The sequence below is a fragment of the Thermodesulfobacterium hydrogeniphilum genome (genome assembly GCF_000746255.1).
Lineage (GTDB): Bacteria > Desulfobacterota > Thermodesulfobacteria > Thermodesulfobacteriales > Thermodesulfobacteriaceae > Thermodesulfobacterium > Thermodesulfobacterium hydrogeniphilum.
Window position 1 is genome coordinate 1 of record NZ_JQKW01000013.1, and the last position, 20069, is coordinate 20069.

Annotated in this window: 17 protein-coding genes, 3 tRNA genes, 2 rRNA genes and 1 other RNA gene; 3 read left to right on the forward strand and 20 right to left on the reverse strand. The window is 35.2% G+C overall.

From position 1 onward, the window contains the following. The 7 genes from CC87_RS07465 to CC87_RS07495 all read right to left on the reverse strand — a co-directional run. Positions 1-898: ribosomal RNA gene (locus CC87_RS07465) — 23S ribosomal RNA — on the reverse strand; the annotation flags it as partial. Positions 899-978: 80 nt separating this feature from the next. Continuing rightward, a tRNA-Ala gene (locus CC87_RS07470) sits at positions 979-1054 on the reverse strand. Between the two features lie 38 nt (positions 1055-1092). Further along, positions 1093-1168: transfer RNA gene (locus CC87_RS07475), tRNA-Ile, on the reverse strand. Between the two features lie 82 nt (positions 1169-1250). After that, positions 1251-2825: ribosomal RNA gene (locus tag CC87_RS07480) — 16S ribosomal RNA — on the reverse strand. 479 nt (positions 2826-3304) lie between these two features. Beyond that, a complete protein-coding gene (chrA, locus tag CC87_RS07485; RefSeq protein WP_038057747.1) occupies positions 3305-4456 on the reverse strand; it encodes a chromate efflux transporter in 1152 nt (383 codons plus the stop codon). A gap of 253 nt (positions 4457-4709) precedes the next feature. Further along, positions 4710-5453 carry a sulfite exporter TauE/SafE family protein gene (locus tag CC87_RS07490; protein ID WP_038057753.1) on the reverse strand — a complete coding sequence of 248 codons (744 nt, stop codon included), beginning with the start codon at positions 5451-5453 and terminating at the stop codon, positions 4710-4712. A 342-nt stretch (positions 5454-5795) separates the two neighbouring features. Continuing rightward, complete coding sequence (locus CC87_RS07495; RefSeq protein WP_038057756.1) at positions 5796-6182, reverse strand: rhodanese-like domain-containing protein; 387 nt, start codon at positions 6180-6182, stop codon at positions 5796-5798. Positions 6183-6371: 189 nt separating this feature from the next. Here CC87_RS07495 and CC87_RS07500 point away from each other — a divergent pair, with 189 nt between their 5' ends. After that, complete coding sequence (locus tag CC87_RS07500; RefSeq protein WP_038057862.1) at positions 6372-7139, forward strand: MBL fold metallo-hydrolase; 768 nt, start codon at positions 6372-6374, stop codon at positions 7137-7139. Positions 7140-7160: 21 nt separating this feature from the next. Here the strand turns inward: CC87_RS07500 and CC87_RS07505 are convergent, their stop codons facing one another. The 3 genes from CC87_RS07505 to rnpB all read right to left on the reverse strand — a co-directional run bounded on the left by CC87_RS07505 (position 7161) and on the right by rnpB (position 8849). Then, positions 7161-7703, reverse strand: coding sequence for an acetate uptake transporter (locus tag CC87_RS07505; protein WP_038057758.1), 543 nt, complete (start codon positions 7701-7703; stop codon positions 7161-7163). 122 nt (positions 7704-7825) lie between these two features. After that, positions 7826-8410: a ribosome biogenesis GTP-binding protein YihA/YsxC gene (gene yihA / locus CC87_RS07510; protein ID WP_038057760.1), complete on the reverse strand. Its 585-nt coding sequence runs from the start codon at positions 8408-8410 to the stop codon at positions 7826-7828. Between the two features lie 22 nt (positions 8411-8432). After that, positions 8433-8849, reverse strand: an RNA gene (rnpB, locus tag CC87_RS08805) — RNase P RNA component class A. Positions 8850-8984: 135 nt separating this feature from the next. Between rnpB and CC87_RS07515 the strand changes: the two genes are divergently transcribed. Both CC87_RS07515 and CC87_RS07520 read left to right on the forward strand, forming a co-directional pair. After that, positions 8985-9068, forward strand: a tRNA-Leu gene (locus CC87_RS07515). Positions 9069-9234: 166 nt separating this feature from the next. Then, entirely contained in the window at positions 9235-11181 is a 1947-nt protein-coding gene (locus CC87_RS07520; protein ID WP_038057763.1) for a methyl-accepting chemotaxis protein, read from the forward strand. Positions 11182-11187: 6 nt separating this feature from the next. On the opposite strand, the gene era is transcribed toward CC87_RS07520, so the two are convergent. The 10 genes from era to rpiB all read right to left on the reverse strand — a co-directional run bounded on the left by era (position 11188) and on the right by rpiB (position 20068). Further along, on the reverse strand, positions 11188-12111 hold the full coding sequence (gene era / locus CC87_RS07525; RefSeq protein ID WP_038057765.1) for a GTPase Era: 924 nt from the start codon (positions 12109-12111) through the stop codon (positions 11188-11190). 51 nt (positions 12112-12162) lie between these two features. Then, entirely contained in the window at positions 12163-12888 is a 726-nt protein-coding gene (rnc, locus tag CC87_RS07530) for a ribonuclease III (RefSeq protein WP_038057767.1), read from the reverse strand. Positions 12889-12894: 6 nt separating this feature from the next. Beyond that, positions 12895-13608 (reverse strand): septal ring lytic transglycosylase RlpA family protein, encoded by a 714-nt coding sequence (locus tag CC87_RS09350; protein WP_281170025.1) that lies wholly within the window; start codon positions 13606-13608, stop codon positions 12895-12897. A gap of 37 nt (positions 13609-13645) precedes the next feature. Continuing rightward, positions 13646-14623: a porphobilinogen synthase gene (gene hemB / locus CC87_RS07540; RefSeq protein WP_038057771.1), complete on the reverse strand. Its 978-nt coding sequence runs from the start codon at positions 14621-14623 to the stop codon at positions 13646-13648. An 11-nt stretch (positions 14624-14634) separates the two neighbouring features. Further along, the gene (locus CC87_RS07545) at positions 14635-16356 is read right to left on the reverse strand and encodes a phosphoheptose isomerase (protein WP_038057773.1); all 1722 of its coding nucleotides are present in this window, start codon (positions 16354-16356) and stop codon (positions 14635-14637) included. 97 nt (positions 16357-16453) lie between these two features. After that, positions 16454-17251 (reverse strand): prepilin peptidase, encoded by a 798-nt coding sequence (locus CC87_RS07550; RefSeq protein WP_038057775.1) that lies wholly within the window; start codon positions 17249-17251, stop codon positions 16454-16456. 45 nt (positions 17252-17296) lie between these two features. Further along, positions 17297-17665, reverse strand: a complete 369-nt coding sequence (locus tag CC87_RS07555; RefSeq protein ID WP_038057777.1) for a PilZ domain-containing protein — start codon at positions 17663-17665, stop codon at positions 17297-17299. Next, entirely contained in the window at positions 17652-19220 is a 1569-nt protein-coding gene (locus CC87_RS07560; RefSeq protein ID WP_038057779.1) for a bifunctional ADP-dependent NAD(P)H-hydrate dehydratase/NAD(P)H-hydrate epimerase, read from the reverse strand. The genes CC87_RS07555 and CC87_RS07560 overlap by 14 nt, the downstream gene beginning before the upstream one ends. Before the next feature lie 15 nt (positions 19221-19235). Further along, positions 19236-19610: a holo-ACP synthase gene (gene acpS, locus CC87_RS07565; protein ID WP_051920763.1), complete on the reverse strand. Its 375-nt coding sequence runs from the start codon at positions 19608-19610 to the stop codon at positions 19236-19238. An 11-nt stretch (positions 19611-19621) separates the two neighbouring features. Next, positions 19622-20068 (reverse strand): ribose 5-phosphate isomerase B, encoded by a 447-nt coding sequence (gene rpiB, locus CC87_RS07570; RefSeq protein WP_038057781.1) that lies wholly within the window; start codon positions 20066-20068, stop codon positions 19622-19624. Position 20069: the final 1 nt, after the last annotated feature.

The following is a 20069-nucleotide window of genomic DNA, read 5'->3' on the forward strand; positions in this document are numbered from 1 at the left end:
ACCAGCTATCACGGGACTCGATTAGCTTTTCACTCCTACCCACAGCTCATCCGAGGAGTTTTAACCCTCCACCGGTTCGGGCCTCCAGTGGGGTTTAACCCACCTTCACCCTGGCCATGGGTAGATCGTCCCGCTTCGGGTCTGCCGCCAGCGACTTAACGCCCTATTCGGACTCGCTTTCGCTACGGCTCCGCCTCAACGGCTTAGCCTTGCCGCTGACGACAACTCCCGGGCTCATTATGCAAAAGGCACGCCGTCAGGGAGCAAAGCTCCCCTCCGACCGCTTGTAGGCTGGCGGTTTCAGGTTCTATTTCACTCCCCCCCCGGGGGTCTTTTCACCTTTCCCTCACGGTACTAGTGCACTATCGGTGTGCGGGTAGTATTTAGCCTTGGAGGGTGGTCCCCCCTGATTCACACGGGATTCCTCGTGTCCCGTGCTACTCGGGATCTACACCCAGGGAGACCGCTCCCTTTTCGCCTACGGGGCTTTCACCCTCTCTGGCGGGCCATTCCAGGCGCCTTCGGCTAAAGGAGCGGTTTTGTAACTCCCCGAGGAGTCCGTGGCCTCCTCCGGTGTAGTCCCACGACCCCAGACAGGCAACGCCCACGGGCTTAGACACCTGCCTGGTTTAGGCTCCTCCCCTTTCGCTCGCCGCTACTCAGGGAATCTCGGTTGATTTCTTTTCCTCGGGGTACTGAGATGTTTCACTTCCCCCGGTCTCGCCTCCATGGGCTTTTAACCCATGGATACCTGGGCATTCCCCCAGGTGGGTTTCCCCATTCGGGCATCCCCGGATCAACGCCTGTTTGCGGCTCCCCGGGGCTTATCGCAGCTTACCACGCCCTTCATCGCCTCCCGCACCCGAGGCATCCACCGCCAGCCCTTAGTAGCTTGGCTACAGTAACCAGCTTAAAGATACCAAAGGATACCTCTATTCACTTGTCAAAGATCTAAATTATCCACCACTTATCTTTAAGTGGTGGAGGTGAACGGATTCGAACCGTCGACCTCCGGCGTGCAAAGCCGGCGCTCTCCCAGCTGAGCTACACCCCCACTCTTCCTCCTAAACCCATTCTCTAAAAATAAGAGAATGGGCCTAGGAGGATTCGAACCTCCGACCTCACGCTTATCAGGCGTGCGCTCTAACCTAAGCTGAGCTATAGGCCCGTAATCCGTTCACCAATATTTTTCAAAGATCAAAAATTTATATTGAATAGCGCCTGCTCAGGACCCTATATTTTCTCCTTAGAAAGGAGGTGATCCACCCCCACCTTCCGGTAGGGGTACCTTGTTACGACTTCACCCCAGTCACCAGCCCTACCGTAGGCGCCCCCCTCCTGCTGAAGCAGGTTAGGGTAGCGACTTCGGGTAGGACCGGCTTCCGTGGTGTGACGGGCGGTGTGTACAAGGCCCGGGAACGTATTCACGGCGGCATGCTGATCCGCCATTACTAGCGATTCCGGCTTCACGGGGTCGAGTTGCAGACCCCGATCCGAACTGAGGAGGGCTTTCTGGGATTAGCTCCCCCTTACGGGTTCGCAACCCTCTGTACCCCCCATTGTAGCACGTGTGTAGCCCTGGGCATAAGGGCCATGAGGACTTGACGTCATCCCCTCCTTCCTCCGGGTTATCCCCGGCAGTCCCCCTAGAGTGCCCGGCATTACCCGCTGGCAACTAGGGGCAGGGGTTGCGCTCGTTGCGGGACTTAACCCAACATCTCACGACACGAGCTGACGACAGCCATGCAGCACCTGTGCCAGAGCGCCTGAGAAAAATCTCAGGCTCCCCCAGTGTTTCCACCGGGGTACAACCCTGGCATGTCAAGCCCAGGTAAGGTTCTTCGCTTTGCATCGAATTAAACCACGTGCTCCACCGCTTGTGCGGGCCCCCGTCAATTCCTTTGAGTTTCAGCCTTGCGGCCGTACTCCCCAGGCGGGGCGCTTAACGCGTTAGCTTCGGCACGGAGGGTTTAACCCCCCACACCTAGCGCCCATCGTTTACGGCGTGGACTACCCGGGTATCTAATCCGGTTTGCTCCCCACGCTTTCGTGCCTCAGCGTCAGGAACCGTCCAGCTGGCCGGCTTCCCCACCGGTGTTCCTCCCGATATCTACGGATTTCACCCCTACACCGGGAATTCCGCCAGCCTCTCCGGCCCTCAAGCCAGACAGTATCGTAGGCCTTTCCGGAGTTGAGCTCCGGGCTTTGACCTACGACTTGTCCGGCCGCCTACGCACCCTTTACGCCCAGTGATTCCGGGCAACGCTCGCCACCTGCGTATTACCGCGGCTGCTGGCACGCAGTTAGCCGTGGCTTTCTCCTGGGGTACCGTCAGCCTGGCTTAGCTATTCACTAAACCAGGGTTCTTCCCCCAGAACAGGGGTTTACGACCCGAAGGCCTTCTTCCCCCACGCGGCGTCGCTGGGTCAGGCTTGCGCCCATTGCCCAAGATTCCCCCCTGCTGCCTCCCGTAGGAGTCGGGCCCGTGTCTCAGTGCCCGTGTGGCCGACCACCCTCTCAGGCCGGCTACCCGTCGTAGGCTTGGTGGGCCGTTACCCCACCAACTACCTGATGGGCCGCGAGCCCCTCCCCAGGCAGGAGCTTGCTATGCAGAGGCCCCCCTTTCATCGCCAGACTTGCGCCTGGTGACTTTATCCGGTATTAGCCACCCTTTCGGGTGGTTATCCCAGACCCGGGGACAGGTTACTCACGTGTTACTCACCCGTCTGCCGCGGTACTTGGGTCGAAACCCTTTCCCGCACGACTTGCATGGGTTAGGCGCGCCGCTAGCGTTCGCCCTGAGCCAGGATCAAACCCTCAGGAAAAACTTCCCGGCTCATACGCACCTACTGTTGACAGTAGGTGCGGCCGCAAGTTTTCAAATAACTTGCGGGTCCCTCACAGGCGCTATTCAATTTTCAAAGATCATTCTCTTATCGTTAACAACTATATAATTTAAAACAAAAGTTATTTCTGTCAAGACCTTTTTTGAAAAATTTAAAAATTTATTTTAAAAGAACAAATAACTCCTATTTCAAATATTGAATGATAACACAATCAATCAATTTGTCAACCCAAAATTTTGGTTGACAAACAAATTATCCTTCCCTCCTAACCCCTCGCAGAGGGAAGGGAATTATGTTTTATTTCTCAAGCTATTGGATAGCTTATCTAAAAATCTTGGCTTTTCAAGAGTTTCACGGAAAATTTATTATTTAACAATTTAAAAGATCAACTAAGCAGAAATAAAATTTAATGTAAACTTTTAATCTGTCAAGAGGGGTTTGTTTTTTTATAAAAAATACTAAAAGGGAACAAAAAAAGACAAAATTACAGTAAAAGCAACTATCCACAAAATATTTACCCTTTTTAAAAGTGCTAATGTTAAAGCTGAAGCAAAAATTATCTTAAATAAATTCCAATCAATTCCTCCTATAAATTTTAGTTCTGCAAACAGTAGTAGTCCTGAAAAAGAAGCAATCAGTCCTCTTTTGGCTCTTACGAACCAAACTGAATGGCGAATCTTTGACTGGAGTTCTGAAGCAATAAAAATTATTACAAAAGAAGGAGTAAAAATTGAAATAGTGGCAACAATAGCACCTATAATTCCTAAGGTATAAAAACCAACAAAAGTTGCAGTAATAATTATTGGGCCAGGTGTAATCTGTCCCAAAGCTATACCATCCATAAATACAGTTTTACTCATCCAACCATACTTATCAACAACTTCACTTACCATAAGGGGTAAAGAAGCATACCCTCCTCCAAAAGCAAAAGCATCTACTTTCATCATAACAAAGGAAAGATTAAAATATTTTGGAAAAAATATGTACAAAATTCCCAGGCAACAAAATGGAAAAAGACTAAGTAAAAAAATCCTTTTCCAATTAATAATAAAAAGATCCTCTTGAGAGGCTATACCTTTATCTTTAAATATTAAAAGCGAAAACAAAAAGCAGGTAAAAATTATTAAAAATGGATTTACACCTAAGGAAAAAAGAATAAAAGCCAAAAAAGCTATGCTTACCTCTTTTACTTTCCGAGAAATTGGCAAAAAGAAATCAAAAAAAGCTTTTGCAACAATTGCAACAACTGCAACTCTTAAGGCTTTAAATATTTGAGCAACCTGAGGCAGATGCTGATGAGTAGTATAAACCCAGGAAAGCACTAATATTAGCAAAAATGCAGGCAAAACAAAACCTAAAAAACTACATAAACCTCCTAAAATGCCTCTTAATTTAAGCCCTACATAGGTAGCTACTTGAAGAGCAGTAGCTCCGGGAACTGCCTGAGCAATAGCTACACCTTCTTTAAATTCTCCTTCCTTTATCCATTTTTTTTGTCGCACAGAAAGATCTTTAATATACGCAACCATAGCAGGCCCACCAAAAGCACCAGCACCTAACTTTAAAAAAGAAAAAAATATCTCCCAAAGCGAATACTTCTTTTCCTCCACCTCTGTCTCCTCTCGCTTTTATCCGTTTTTTAGCAAAATACTTTGGTAAAAAGGATTATTCTATTATACTACATAATTTTGAAAACAAGGGGCAGGAAAAAATTGCACCTTTTGTTAATTATATCATCATAAGTAATACAAAATTTTCAAATCTTTCCATTACAACCTGTAGAGAGAATCTGCCTGAATTTGCAACTCTTCAAAAATGCGACAGAAGCTTTCTTATCCTATAAAATTCAGTTAAAAAATTTCGTTAAAATTTAACATACTTTAAGAAAAATTTTATACCAAGAATAAAAAACAGGATGCCTAAGAGTTTTTTTACCTGCTGAGGTTTTAGGTAACGGTGGGTAATATAAGAGGCAATGTAACCTGCAATTAAAGACGGTATTGCTGCAAAAAGAAGTATCATCCAATCTACACTTCCCATCTTCCAATAAGCAAGAAATCCTGTAAAAGAAGAAAAAGGAACTACGAATGCAGTGGTTACAGCAACTTTTTTGGGATTATATCCCAGAAGGATAAGAAAAGGTGAAATCAGCCCACCTCCTCCCACTCCAAGAAATCCAGATACAAATCCTGCAATAGCACCAATAAGCACAGGATAAAAGATAGAGGTTTCTTCTTTAAATACAGCTTTTTTTGGAACATACACCATTGTTCCTGCAAAAAAAAGAAAGGCAGTAAAAGCTATGGCTACGATTTTTTCAGGAAAGAGGTGCGATGCATAAGCTCCTATGGGAGAACAGGCAATAGAAGAAAGTATAAGGGGAAGGGCAAGTTTAAAATCAACCAAGCCTTTTTTTAGATTATAAAAGGTAGCAGAACCTGTTGACATAAAGTTTGCAAAAAGTCCTGTAGGACGCGCTATAGCAAAGGGAATACCGAGAAACACAAGTATAGGGACAATGGCAACCGCTGCCCCGACCCCCCCAAGGGCAAATAAAAAAGAAAAACTAAAACATACTCCAGCTACTTCTAAATAATGTGCAAGCATGACATCCCTCCATAGGCGATGTGTTAAATGCTAAAATATCCTCTACCAGAGCCTCTAAGATAATATTTACCCATAAAAGCTGTTTGGGTAATTCTATTCCTTATCTCAGAATTAATTTTAATTGTACAATCAGTTGCATATTGAAGCCTGTCTAAAAAACATACAGCTCATAGGTATATCAAGTCTCAATAATTACATAAAGTTTCATATTTTTATTTTATTAGCATCAAGTTTATCTAAAGCAATAACCCCAGCTCTAAAACCAAGAGTGGAAATCCAGCATTTATGTCTGTGAAATTCGAACATTTTTTTCAAGTTCTTTTTTAATTACCTGTTAATTTTTTAACCGTTACACAATTTTTTTACATAAGGAGGCTTAAAAATGCTTGCAAGCTCCGAAGATGTAGCATCTAAAATCTTTACCTTGTCAAAACCCTCGGTTAATAGAAAGAGATATGCCATAGTAGCCCTTATTTTCCCCGGACAAAACACAGCTATCTCTTTATCCTTAGGAATCTCTTCCAAACGCTCAGGGAGTTCTTTTAAAGGAATGTTTAATCCAAAAGGAAATTTCAAATAATTCAATTCTACCTCTTCTCTTACATCAAGAAGAACTACTTCATTTTTTAACAGCTTCTCCTTAAACTCCTGAAGCAAAATTTTAAATATCCCACTTGCAAAAAAATTAAGATCCATCTTTTTTAATACCTCTTTTATATCTTTGCTCATGACATACCTCCTTTAAAACTGTCTTTTATTGGGAATCATTTTCAACTTAAAAATATATAGCTATTTAGCTAAATGTCAAGAAAGAGTAGTATCTACCTATTTGTGTAAATTTTTTTATTCCTTCAACCTTAAGCGGGATTTTTGGTTTTAACTTGTCAAAAAATAAAAATTATCATAAATTTTATAATCATGAGTGAAATTATTTTTCTTGGAACAGCAGGAGCAAGGTATGTCGTAGCTAAACAACTTAGAGCCTCAGCAGGAACACTTATAAAAATTGAAGATTCTTACCTTCTTTTAGATCCAGGTCCAGGAACTCTTGTTTATCTTGCTAAAAGAAAAATTCCTTTACAAAAAATTAATACCATTTTGGTATCTCATCAACATTTAGACCATTCTGCAGATTTAAATATAATGGTAGATGCTATTACAGAAGGAGGATTTAAAAAAAGAGGAACTGTATTTTTGACAGAAAGCTCTCTAAAAGAACATATCCTTCTTCCCTATTTACAGCCCTTTTTATACCGACTTGAAATTTTAAAACCTTATACCTTTTTTGAAAACCCACCGTTTAAATTTAAAACTTCTTGTGAGTTAAAACATACTGCTGAAAATTATGGTTTTCTTTTTTATCTTCCTGAAGGAAAAATTTTAGGATTTCTTACAGATACAGCCTATTTTGAAGAACTTTCTGAAGAATTTAAAGATGCCCAAATTCTTGTAATAAATACTGTTCGTTATACCCCTAAGGAAGGGGTTTTACATATGAGTATTCCTGATATTAAAAAACTTTTAACTAAAATTAAACCAGAAACTGTTATTCTCACTCATTTTGGAATGACTATGCTAAAAGCTAATCCTTTTAAAGTAGCTAAAGACTTAAGTAAGGAGTTAAATTTAAATATAATTGCTGCTTATGATGGAATGAAATTAAATATTGAAAAGGAGCCGAAATAATTCGGCTCCTGATAAACCCTCTTAAGATCCTTTTGCTTCAGAGAATATTTGTGAAAAAGCTACATATATAGCTAAGGAACCGCATATAATACCTTCAATTCCTGCAATTTTACCAATCAAGGCATTACCAGTAGCTTCTTTAATAGCAAGCAAAAAGAATAAAATCCATAAAGTTATAAAAACAAGTTGAAGGCCCATGTTATGCTTTCCTATAAGAAGAGCTATCCACATTAAAAAAGTAAAAATTCCCCACATAATAAGATAAGCAACTATAGCCTCTTTAGCAGGACCAACCCACCAGCCAAGTTTGCTCATTAACAATAATCCAACCAAAGTTTCCCAAAATAATCCATAAGATAAAAAAGCTGTTGTACCAAAAGTGTTACCCTTAACCCATTCCATAATTCCAACTATTATCTGAGCAAGTCCACCATAAAAAATTCCCATAGCTAAAACCATTGTCCCTAAAGGAAAAATTCCAGCATTGTGCAAATTAAGCAAAACTGTAGTCATACCAAATGCTGTAAGACCTAAAGGTGCAGGATTAGCTAATCTGTTTCCCATACATCTACCTCCTTTTGTTTATTTTTATAAAATGGCTTTATAATAAAACAGATTAATTTGAAATAAAGAACTCTTTGTGAAATATTTCTCTTATAAATTTAACCAACACTATAATTGAGAAATTAGGATCTAATTTTAGATAAAATAAATTTTCTGAAAGTTTCTATTCCTTCTTTTTCTTTGCAGGAAGTTAAAAATAAAGGGATTTTGGGATCAAGATTGAAGATTTTTTTGTATATTTCTATTTGTTTTTTAATTTCGTTTTTAGAAAGAGTATCTATTTTATTGAGAACTATACAATAAGTTTTTTTGATAAAATTTACAAATTCTATAAGCTTTGTGTCCATAATATCTGGAGTTCTTCTTATATCAAAAATAAGAATCAATAAACGCAAATCTCTTACGGCTTTTAAATAACCTTCAATTAAATACTTCCATTTTTTTTGCATTTTGGGAGAAACCTTAGCAAAACCGTATCCAGGAAGATCAACCAAGTAAAAAAGATAGTCAACCCTGAAAAAATTTATAGCTTTAGTAAATCCAGGAGTTGAAGAGACTCTTGCTATATTTTTCCTATTTAAAAAAGCATTTATAAGAGAAGATTTCCCCACATTGGATCTACCTAAGAAAGCGATTTCTGGAAACTCTGGAGGGGGGAGATCTTTAAGATTGTATATGCTTTTTATAAATTCTATTTTTTTAAACATTGTTTTTAAATCAAAAAGGGGGAAGCAGGGTTTAAGTAAGCCGGGTTCTGTTACCTGGGTAATTTTTTCATCTTTGTGAAAAAATTACCCAGGTGGTGGTTATTTCTCTGGGGGTAGGATTACTCCTACCCTCAAGCGGCCTACCCGAGCGCATTGGGCGGGGCACCCGTCGCGCTCTTTTTGGCCTTGCTCCGGACGGGGGTTACCGTGCCACCGGATGTTACCATCCGGTGCGGTGGGCTCTTACCCCACCTTTTCACCCTTGCCCGCACCTAAGGAGTTTTTAAAAACTCCTTAGGCCGCTGGTGGTCTGTTTTCTGTGGCCCTTTCCAGGGATTACTCCCTCCGGGTGTTACCCGGCGTCCTCCCCTGTGGAGCCCGGACTTTCCTCCCTGGGAGCTTTTCAAAGAACTCCCAGAGCAACCACCTCTTAAACCCTGCTTCCCTTATTCTTATAAATTTAAAAAATAAAAAATTTTTATCTAATTTCAATAGGTTAATTGAATAAATCTGAGTAACTTTAAATCAAGAATTGAAAAATAGAGGAGATATATTAAATTTAAATTTAAAAACTGCGGGAGTGGCGGAACGGTAGACGCTCCGGACTTAGGATCCGGTGGGGATTATCCCCGTGAGGGTTCAAATCCCTCCTCCCGCATATTTCTTTCTATTTTTGTATAATTTTTAATTATTTACAAAAATTTCATTTAAATTACAAAATGTTTTAAAAATTTTTTATTTTTAACTATTGATTTTAAAAACAAAATTCTATAAAATAGAGTTATAAAACATCTCTTAATACTAATTTTAGAAAGGAGGTAAAAGTGGGATTATTTTCAAAATTAGATAAAACTCTTAAACTTCGTTGGAAACTTACCTTACCTTTAATCTTTATAATCACTATAGGTGTAATAATAACCGTATTAGTTACAAGCTATACACTTCATACTACCACTCTTTACCAGATCAAGAAAAAAACTTTACCCACCTATTATAAAGCTGTAAAAGAATCTTTAGTAAAAGATATGACAAATCCAAATTACAGAGAACTTCGCAATTATTATCTAAGCACTTTAAAAAATGTTAAAATTTTAAGAACAATAAAAGTGGATTCTCAATTTGGACAGGATAAAAACATATTTTATCCTTCTACTCCTGAAGAAAAAGAATTCTTATCAAAGGGTAAGGTAAAGGTTTTAGAAAAAGATGGCAATTTAATAGGTTTTTATCCTTTAAAAGCTGAAGAAAAATGTTTAACCTGTCATAAAGTAAATAAAGGAGATTTATTAGGTGGTTTAATAATAACCATGCCTTATAGAGACGTTTTTTCTTTAATAAATAAAATTAAAATTGGCTATGTTATCTTAGGTCTTTTAGGAATCATAGGAGCCTTTTTGTCAGTTTTTATAACTTATATTATAACACACAGACCTTTGAACAATTTTGCAAAAATTCTTAAAAAAATGGGAGAGGGAGATCTTACTGTAGAAATAAAATATCAAGATTATACTGATATAACAGGAAGAATGGCAAGAAGCATTCAGAAACTTATAAACTTTTTTACAAATCTAAATGAAAAATGTTTAAACTTCTCTCAAAGGTTATCAGATTCTATAGATAAGAGTTTTGAGTTATCAGATAAAATTTTAGAAAATGCAGAAACTCAAAAAACTCAAACTTCTCAAATAGCTGCGGCTATAGAAGAGATGTCTACTACTGTAGCAGATATTGCTAAAAATGCTAATCAGGTAGCTGAACTTGCTACTCAGAACATTAATCTTGCAGTTGAAGGCAAAGAATTGTCTGAAGAAGCTGGTGTAACTATAACCAGAGCTAATGAGCAAACTAAAGCTTTAAAAAATATAATAGAAAACTTAAATAAAAGAGCTGAGGAAATAGGTTACATTGTTCAACTTATTAAAGATATAGCTGATCAGACTAATCTTTTAGCACTTAATGCTACTATAGAAGCAGCAAGAGCTGGAGAACATGGAAAGGGATTTGCTGTAGTTGCTGATGAAATTAGAAAACTTGCTGATAGAACCCTGAACGCTACTAATGAAATAGCTAATATAATTAATACTATTCAGGGAGAAACTCGTGAAGCCTTTTCTAATATGGAAACAACTGCTAAGGATGTGGAAGATGCTTTGATAGGATTGAATAAAGTTAAAGATGCTCTTGATAACATTGTAAGTTCCTCTGAAAATGTTAAAAATGCTATAGCTCAAATAGCAGCTGCTACAGAAGAACAATCTATAGCAAGTGAAGAAGTCACCAAAAATGTAGAAAATGTAGCTGACTTAGCACATAAAGTTAAAGAATTGATAGAAAATCTTGGAAAATCTATATATCAACTTTTAATGATCTCTTCAGACTTAAGGCATTCAGCCACATCTGTAAAAATTCATAAGCTTAGGGAAATGCTTTTTGATATTTTCAAAAGTGACCATGAACGCTTGTATTTAAGAGTGAAAGCTCATTTGAAGGGTCTTGACAAACTTAACCCTGAAATTCTTGGTGATTATCAATCCTGCGAAATGGGTAAATGGATTTATAAAGGTGAAGGAGCAGAGCTTAAAGATTTACCCTTCTTTAAAGAGTTTGAAGAACTTCATAGAAATATTCATTTAACAGCAAAAGAAATTATACAAGCACATGATAGCGGAAATACGGAAAGAGTTAAACAATTACTTGAGAATGAAGAAAAACTGTTAGAACAATTTAAAAATATAATAGAGAAATTAAAGGAGGCTTATAAGTTGAAATAAAAAGAATTAATCTTTAAATGGAATGGCAAGTCTTCTTATATGAGTTTCTTTTTCTCTCCAATCTTTTAAAGCCTTAACCCAGAGATCTAAATATATTTTTTTTCCAAGAAGAAACTCTAATTCTTCTCTGGCTAAGGTTCCTATTTTTTTTAACATTTTTCCACCTTTACCAATAATAATCCCCTTTTGAGAATCTCTCTCAATAAATATTGTAGCTTGAATATAAAGAAGATTTCTATCCGGTTCTTCTCTGATTTCTTCCACTTTTACTGCTGTAGAATAAGGTATTTCCTGATATGTTAATAAAAATATTTTTTCTCTGATTATTTCTGCTATAAGCAAGTTTAAAGGAAGATCTGTAATACGATCTGGTTCATAATAAAAAGGACCTTCTGGTAAAATTTTAATTAACTCATCAATTACTCTATCCACTCCATCATTATGCAAAGCTGAAATAGGAATAATAGCCTTAAAATCATGGAGTTTAGAAAAATAATCAATAATAGGTAAAAGTTCCTGTTTTTTTATGAGATCAATTTTATTTAAAACCAAAATAGCAGGTTTATTGGCTTTCTTTATCAAATCTAAAATTTTTTCTTCTTCTGGTAATCTATGACTTACATCCATGACCCAGAGAATAGCATCAACCTCTTCCAAAACTTTTAAAGCTTCCTGAACCATAATTTGATTAAATAATGATTTGGCATCATGTATTCCTGGAGTATCAATGAAAATAATTTGATAATTATCTTTAGTAAACACTCCTCTGATATTAAAACGTGTTGTTTGAGGCTTAGGACTGACAATAGAAACTTTGGTTCCTAAAATCTGATTTAAAAGTGTGGACTTACCTACATTAGGAAGTCCTATAATAGCAACAAATCCTGATTTAGTAGGCCTTTTATCTACAAAGGCATTATTTTCTTCCATTATATACCCCTTTTAAGAATTTATTTTAAAAAGATAATATTTTAAAAAGATTTAATCAAGAGTAAAAGCCTTTAATTTTTTGCTAATTTCTTTTTTTAAAATGTTCAAAGCCTTTTTAGCTGCTAAGATTTCTGCTTCTTTTTTGGAAGTTCCTTTAGCTTTAGTAATTATTTCTCCATTTAATTTAATTGCTATTTCAAACTTAGGTTCATGTGATGGACCTGAAACTGAAATAACTTCATATTCTGGTCTTTGATTAAATTCCTTTTGACATAACTCTTGGAGTTGTGTTTTATAATCATGAGGAGGTGTTTTGGGAAATCTTGCTAAATATGAACGGAACCATTTTTTTATTTTTTCACAAGTAGGCTCCAAACCTGCATCTAAAAACATGGCTCCGATTACTGCTTCTAACGCTCTTGCTGAAATGTTGGATTTGCTTTTCATATCCAATTTTTTTTCTCTTTTTCCTAAAAAAATATAATCTAACAACTTTAATCTTTTAGCTATTTTTATCAGAGTATTTTTACATACTAAATAAGCTCTTTTTTTGGTAAGTTCACCTTCTTTATCTTCTGGAAATTTCTGAAAAATTAACATAGAAATACAAAGATTTAAAACTGAATCCCCTAAAAATTCTAATCTTTCATTATCTTCTAAATTTTCTTGTTTATGACTGATTTTATAAGATCTATGAGTTAAAGCTGTTTTAAGAAGATCTTTATTTTTAAATTGAAAACCTAAAATTTTCTCAAATTCTTCTAAATTTTTGTCCATCTAAAATTACTTTGCTACTAAAAAAGCTGTTTTAAATCTTAGTTTTTTTAATTCTTTAGCAAGTTCCAGAGCTTTATAAAAATCATTACTCAAATAGATTTGCACTCTATAATAAACAATTCCATCTTTAACAAAAGGCTCTATTTCTACTCTATTGAATTCTTTTTCCAAAGATTTTTTTAAATTTATAGCATTATTATAAATTTTAAAGGATCCCACTTGTAAATAAAAATTTCCCTGTCTAAAATTAGGGACATTTTTATATTTGATTCCAAAAGCTGTAAGTTCTCCCTCACTCAGGGCTACTATTTTTACTTTGGCAGTTCCTTTTCCTATCATACCAAGGTCTTTTGCAGCAATATAACTGAGATCTATACATCTATTTTTAACAAAAGGACCTCTATCATTTATTCTAACAATGGTTTGTTTACCATTTTCTAAATTAGTAACCAATACATAAGTTCCTATAGGCAAGGTTTTATGTGCAGCAGTATGATCATACATATTATAAATCTCTCCACTGGCAGAAAGTCTTCCATGAAATCCCGGACCATACCAAGAGGCTATACAAACTTCTTCATATCCTTGAGCTGAGGGCAAAGGATAATAAGTTTTACCATTTATAGTATAAGGTTTTAACCATTTAGGAAGATTATGAGAAGATCTATATCCCCGGTAAACTGCAGGCTTAGGAGGTCTGGCACATCCTTCTAATATCAATAGGAAAAAGACAAAATAAAAAAATTTTTTCACCTCTTTATCCTTTTAATAACATTTTCGCTACCTTTTTAGCAAAATATGTAATAATTAAATCTGCTCCTGCTCTTTTAATAGATATCAAGCTTTCCCAGAGAATTCTATCTTCATCCAACCAACCCATCTTAGCAGCAGCTTTTATCATAGCATATTCACCACTTACCTGATAAGCTGCCAGAGGATAATTAAACTCGGTTCTTAACATTTTTATAATATCCAAATAAGGCATAGCTGGTTTAACCATCAAAATATCAGCCCCTTCTTCTATATCTAAATATGCTTCTCTTAAAGCTTCTCTGCTGTTAGCAGGATCCATTTGATAAGAACGTCTATCTCCAAACTTAGGAGCAGATTCCGCTGCTTCTCTAAAAGGCCCGTAAAAAGCAGAACAATATTTAACAGAATAACTCATAATAGCTACATTAGAAAATCCTGCATCATCAAGGGCTTCTCTTATTCTTCCCACTCTTCCGTCCATCATATCAGATGGTGCAACTATATCAGCTCCAGCTTTAGCATGAGAAACAGCAATCTTAGCAAGTTGTTCCAAAGTGCTATCATTATCTACTTCTCCATTTTTAATAATACCACAATGTCCATGCGAAGTATATTCACAAAGACAAACATCTGTAATAACTACCAGTTCAGGAAATCTATCTTTTATTGCTTTTACAGCTTTTTGGATTATTCCATTTTTAGTATAAGCAGAAGATCCTACCTCGTCCTTTTTATCAGGGATACCAAAAAGAAGAATCGCTTTTATCCCTAAATCCACAGCTTCTTTAATATCTTCTAAAGCGTTATCTATGGAGAATCTATAAACTTCTGGCATAGATTTAATTTCTTGTTTGATTTTTTTACCTTCACAAATAAAAAGAGGATAAATAAGATCATTTACAGAAAGATGGGTTTCTCTAACCAAAGTCCTTATATTTTCTGTTCTTCTAAGTCTTCTTGGGCGATATTCGGGAAAAAGCATAACTCCCTCCTTTATTCCGGACTTAAAGCTTTTTCTAAATATTTATAAAATTCCCTAAGATCTTCTTTATAATTTTCTGTAAGGTGTATCATAATAACAGGTTTTTTCTTTTCTTCCAAAGCTCTGAAATCTCCACAAGCCTGAGCAAATTGTTGATCCCAAAAAGTATATCCCTCTCCAGGAATAATCTGGTTTTCTCTTCTTCCTCTTCTGGTAAATATCATAAATCTTGCCAAAACAGGACCACCCTTATAAAGCTGTCCTGTAGAATGAAGATAACGAGGACCAAAACCAAAAACTGTACTACAGGTCTTTTTTCCTCTTACCAAAGTTCTAAAATCCTTAAAAATTTCTTCTATTTCAGGATCTACAGGTAAATAAGCTAAAAATCCTACATAACTCCAAGGAGAAAAATCCTTAAAAAATTTTTTAAGCAAAGCTGTAAATTTAGGATATTCTATAGTAATAGTTTTATCATAAAAAAATCCCCAATTTGTATCTTCATCTAAGTAAAATTCTATACCAAAATCCTGGTCTTTTTTGAATTTTTCTAAAAATTCTTTAGTTTTTTGCTTAGTCAAAATTACATCTGGTTCATCAAATGGATTAAGACTCAAAAAATGTCCACATAATGCTATAGCAAGCATCCATCTGAAAACTTCAGCAAAAATTTCATATTTATCTTCTAAAACAAAAGTCTTTACATTAAAGCCCTCTTCTTTTAAATCATTAATTAACCTTTGATAAACATTTTCTCTGTTTTTTAAGGTAAGGTATATAAAGACTCTATCAGTTCCATAAACTGTGGGTGAACCCGGAGACTCTCCAACTATAGGAACTAAACCAGTTAATTCTTTTCCCAAACTTTCAGCTATAAGTTGTTCTAACCATAAGACAAAAGGCTTTAGTAATGGATCTGTAATAAAAGTTATTTTATCTTGTCCTAAAATATAACTTTCTATTAAAAATTCAGCCAAAAGAGCACCTAAATTATATCCCCAAGGAATATCAGGTTGGCAGGATTCATACATGTTTTTAGTATAGTTAAGGGCTTTATTAACATCTAAACCTAATAAACAGGCAGGAAGAAAACCTATTTCACTCAAAGCAGCATACCTTCCTCCTATAAAAGGGGGATGTTGAAAAATCTTTCTAAAGTTTAATTCCTTAGCCAAATTTTCTAAAGGCGTGCCTGGATCTGTCAAAGCTACAAACTGTGAGCCAGGATTAGAATTTATATCTTCCACCTTTTTCCAAAAATATTTAAAGTGGGAAAGGGTTTCTACAGTTGTTCCTGATTTAGATACAATAATAAATAAAGTTTTATCTAAGGGCAGTTTTTCTATCTGTTCTATATTTTCTGGATCATTGGTGTCAAGAACATGTAATTCAGGATAACCCTCTTCTGGCCCAAAAACCTCAGAAAGAACCAAAGGAAAAAGTGAAGACCCTCCCATTCCACACCAAACTATATGAGAAAAATTATTTTTAACATCTTCTGCAAAAGCTTGCAAATCTTTAATTCTGGGAAGTATATAATTAGGTCCATCTAACCAATCAAGTCTTTTTTTTATTTTGTCCTGAATTTGAGGATCTGAAGAAAATATAGAAGGATCTTTTTGAAAAAGCTTGGTTAAAAGCTCCTGTTTAACTTCATTAGAAAGGTTCTTAGGTCTTTTAACCTTTCCAAATTCTTTGTAAGTCTTTTTTATACCCGGAGGAACATTTATCATGCAGATCTCCTTTTAGTAAAATTTTTTATGAATTGATTTGCTAATTAAGTATTTTAAGAGCTTAGGTGGTTTTGTCAAGAGTTTTAGAGAAAAGGTTCTAAAGTAGAGTTAATTTTAACCAATTAAAAAGATAAAACAAACTTCCTAAAGCCAAAAATGGGCCAAAAGGGATCTCTGTTTGTAAATCAAGCATTTTTTGGGTTTGCTTTTTAAATTTATAATACAAATTAACCCCTAAAAAAACTAAAATCCCTGCTACAGAGGCTATAACTAAAACTGTATAGAAACTTTTATATCCTAAAAAGGCTCCTATTGCTCCCATAAGTTTAAAATCTCCCATTCCTATTCCTTCTTTTCCAGTAAAATGATAGTAAAATTCATTAATTAAAAACAAAAGACCTATACCTGAAAGACTAGATAAAAGACTCATACCAAAATCAACTAAGGGATTAAATTGAGATAAAGAGAATACCCAGCCTGCTAAAATAAGTCCTAAACTTAATTTATCAGGAATTTCTTTTATTTCTAAATCAATAAAAGATATAGGTATAAGCATTAAAACATAAAAAGAAAAACCAAAAAAAACAATCCAACCAAAAGAAGGTTTAAAATAAAAATAAGAATAAGTAAATAAACCTGTAGTAAGAAGTTCTATTAAAGGATATTTGATAGAAATTGGAGCTTTGCAATAGGCACATTTTCCTTTTAAAAATAAGTAAGAAAATAAAGGTATATTGTGATACCATTTTAATGTTTTCCCACATTTAGGGCAAAAAGAAAATAGAGGGTTCAAAATGGATAAACCTTTACTCCAGCGATAAATAACTACATTAAAAAAACTCCCTAAGCATAAACCCAAAACAAATAAACAGCAATAAATTATATATTCATTCATATATTTTTGATTAAAAAATTTGTTTGGTAGTGCTAATATGATTTTTTAGCTTTTTTCTGATCGTTCTTCTTCTAAAGCTCTTTTATAGGCTCTTTTGGCTTCTTCTATATAAGACAATGCCTTTAAATAATAGCTCCATACAGGAAGCATATTTTTATCTATATCTACTATTTCTATTCCAAGACCTGGCCTTTCTTGAGTTCCATGATGAATGACTACTCCATAAACAGGAATCAGACCTACATCTGGGATTTCTATTTCAAAATAGACCAATCTTTTAGTAGAAATTTTTTTATCTGTTTTTATAAAACATCCTTTATAAGAAATATCTCTTATTTCATAAGACTTATTATCTTCTGGAAAATAGGCTTTTAATCTTGTAATACACCTTGGAAATCTTCTAAGATCTATCATTTTGTATCTCCCTTAAAATTGCAGGAACAGCATTAGCTACTTCTGTGGCAGTATATCCAAAAGGGCCTTTTTCTTTTGATAAATAAATTCCTGCTCTACCGTGTAAAAATACTGCTAAACATGTAGCCTCAAAAGGGTCATATTTTTGAGCTATAAAAGCTCCTATCAAGCCTGCAAGAACATCTCCTGTTCCTCCTTGAGAAAGCCCTGGTTCATCTATACAAGAAACACCGCATCTTCCATCGGAAGAACATATTACAGAATGAGGCCCTTTTAAAAGGGCTATAGAATCTGTTAATTCAGCAAGTTTTTGAGTATGAGTTAAACGATCTTTTAATATGTCTTTTTTGGAAACTTTTAAAAGCCTTTCTGCTTCTCCTGGATGAGGAGTTAAAACTTTGGGAGCCTTATAAGTCTTTAAAATTTCTAAATTTTCTGATAACAAAGTTAATCCATCTGCATCTATAACTACAGGAATATCAATTTTTGATAACAATTCAAAAAAAAGCTTTTTTATCTCTTCACTTAAACCTAAACCTGGACCTATTACTAAAACACTTTTATTCTGACAGAGTTTTATAATTTTTGATAAATTAGTATAAGCAATCTCTCCTTTTTCATTTTCTTCTAATCCTGAAGTTAAAATCTCAGGGAGTATAGAAGCATAAATTTTTTGTAAACTTTCAGTAGAAGCAAGAGTAACTAAACCTGCTCCTCCTCTTAAAGCACCCAAAGCACAAAGAAGCCCTGCTCCGCTTTTACCTTTACTTCCTGCTAAAACCAAAACATGTCCAAAAGTTCCTTTATGAGTATACCCTTTTCTCGGCTTAAAAATCTTTTTAACCCATTCTAAATCTATAAATTTTCTTTTAGGACCTTTTTCTTCTATAACATTTTTGGGAAATCCTATAGAAACAATTTCTAAATTACCAGCATATTCCTTTCCTGGATAAAAATAATGCCCTAATTTAGGCAATTCAAAAGTTACTGTTAAATCTGCTTTAACACCAACTCCTAAAATTTGCCCTGTATTAGAGCAAATTCCTGAAGGAATATCTACAGCTACAATTTTTACTCCTTTTTTTTCTTTATAAATATTTATTTCTTGAATAATCTCAGCTAAAAATCCCTCTATAAGTCTTTTTAAGCCTGTACCAAAAATAGCATCAACTATAATTTCAGGTGAAAAAGTAAGGAGATGTTTTTTAAAGACTGTAATGTCCTTTATTATTTCTGTAGGAATATCTAATTTTTCTAAAATTTTAAGATTGGTTAAAGCCTCTCCTTTATATTTCTCTTTATCTGAAAGTAAAATAACTTTTACCTGATAACCCTTATCCCACAAGTGACGAGCACAAACCATTCCATCTCCGCCATTGTTTCCGGGACCGCATATTATTAAAACTTTTCTATAAAACTCCTTAGGATAATATTTAAAAATATTTTTTGCTACTCCCAGACCTGCTCTTTCCATTAAAACTTCTGCAGGGATACCTATTTCTTGAATAACTATTTTATCAAGATTCTGCATTTCTAAGGCAGTAAGGACTTTCATAAACAAGTACCTTGTTTATGTAATAATAACTACACTTATAGTATACTCATTTTCATGAGAAAGTGCAAGGGTAATTTTTTTACCCCCTCTTTCCTTAAAAACTCTCTCTGCTAAACCTGTTAATTTTAAACAAGGCCTACCTGTATCTATATTTCTTTTTAAAATTATTTCTTTAAATGAAAAAGGAGAATATCCTCCTACGGATTTATAGAAAGCTTCTTTGGAAGCAAAAGCTGAAGCTAAATGAATAACAAAATTTTTTCTTTGAAAAGCGTAATCTATTTCTTCCTGTGCAAAAATTTTATTTAAAAATTTTGACCCATAATTTTCATATAATTTTTGAATCCTTGGAATATATACTAAATCTATTCCTATCCCTATTATACTCAATTTTAATTTTTTTATTTTAATTTATCGGTTAATTCTTCTATTAAATTAATTCTACGCTCATGTCTTCCACCTTCAAAATCAGTGGATAAAAAAGTTTTTACAATTTCTATAGCCATTCCATCTCCAATTAATCTTCCTCCCATTATTAAAACATTAGCATTATTATGAAGCCTTGCCATTTTAGCTGAAAAAGGTTCATGACAAAGAGCTGCTCTTATTCCTTTAAAACGATTAGCAACTATGCTCATTCCTATCCCTGTTCCACAAATAAGAATTCCATAATCAGCTTCTTTATTAAGAAGTTTTTCAATAGCCTTAGCTCCATATTCAGGATAATCAACTGATACATGAGAATGACATCCTACATCTATAATTTCATGATTTTCTTTTTGAAGAAAATCTTTAATCTTTTCTTTTAAAAAAAAACCTGCATGATCTGATGCAATAACAATTTTCATT

Coding starts and splice junctions, on each gene's coding strand:
- CC87_RS07490 (WP_038057753.1), bottom strand. CDS start 5,453: ATGCTTGCACATTATTTAGAAGTAGCTGGAGTATGTTTTAGTTTTTCT.
- CC87_RS07495 (WP_038057756.1), bottom strand. CDS start 6,182: ATGAGCAAAGATATAAAAGAGGTATTAAAAAAGATGGATCTTAATTTT.
- CC87_RS07500 (WP_038057862.1), top strand. CDS start 6,372: ATGAGTGAAATTATTTTTCTTGGAACAGCAGGAGCAAGGTATGTCGTA.
- CC87_RS07505 (WP_038057758.1), bottom strand. CDS start 7,703: ATGGGAAACAGATTAGCTAATCCTGCACCTTTAGGTCTTACAGCATTT.
- yihA (WP_038057760.1), bottom strand. CDS start 8,410: ATGTTTAAAAAAATAGAATTTATAAAAAGCATATACAATCTTAAAGAT.
- era (WP_038057765.1), bottom strand. CDS start 12,111: ATGGAAGAAAATAATGCCTTTGTAGATAAAAGGCCTACTAAATCAGGA.
- rnc (WP_038057767.1), bottom strand. CDS start 12,888: ATGGACAAAAATTTAGAAGAATTTGAGAAAATTTTAGGTTTTCAATTT.
- hemB (WP_038057771.1), bottom strand. CDS start 14,623: ATGCTTTTTCCCGAATATCGCCCAAGAAGACTTAGAAGAACAGAAAAT.
- CC87_RS07545 (WP_038057773.1), bottom strand. CDS start 16,356: ATGATAAATGTTCCTCCGGGTATAAAAAAGACTTACAAAGAATTTGGA.
- CC87_RS07550 (WP_038057775.1), bottom strand. CDS start 17,251: ATGAATGAATATATAATTTATTGCTGTTTATTTGTTTTGGGTTTATGC.
- CC87_RS07555 (WP_038057777.1), bottom strand. CDS start 17,665: ATGATAGATCTTAGAAGATTTCCAAGGTGTATTACAAGATTAAAAGCC.
- CC87_RS07560 (WP_038057779.1), bottom strand. CDS start 19,220: ATGAAAGTCCTTACTGCCTTAGAAATGCAGAATCTTGATAAAATAGTT.
- rpiB (WP_038057781.1), bottom strand. CDS start 20,068: ATGAAAATTGTTATTGCATCAGATCATGCAGGTTTTTTTTTAAAAGAA.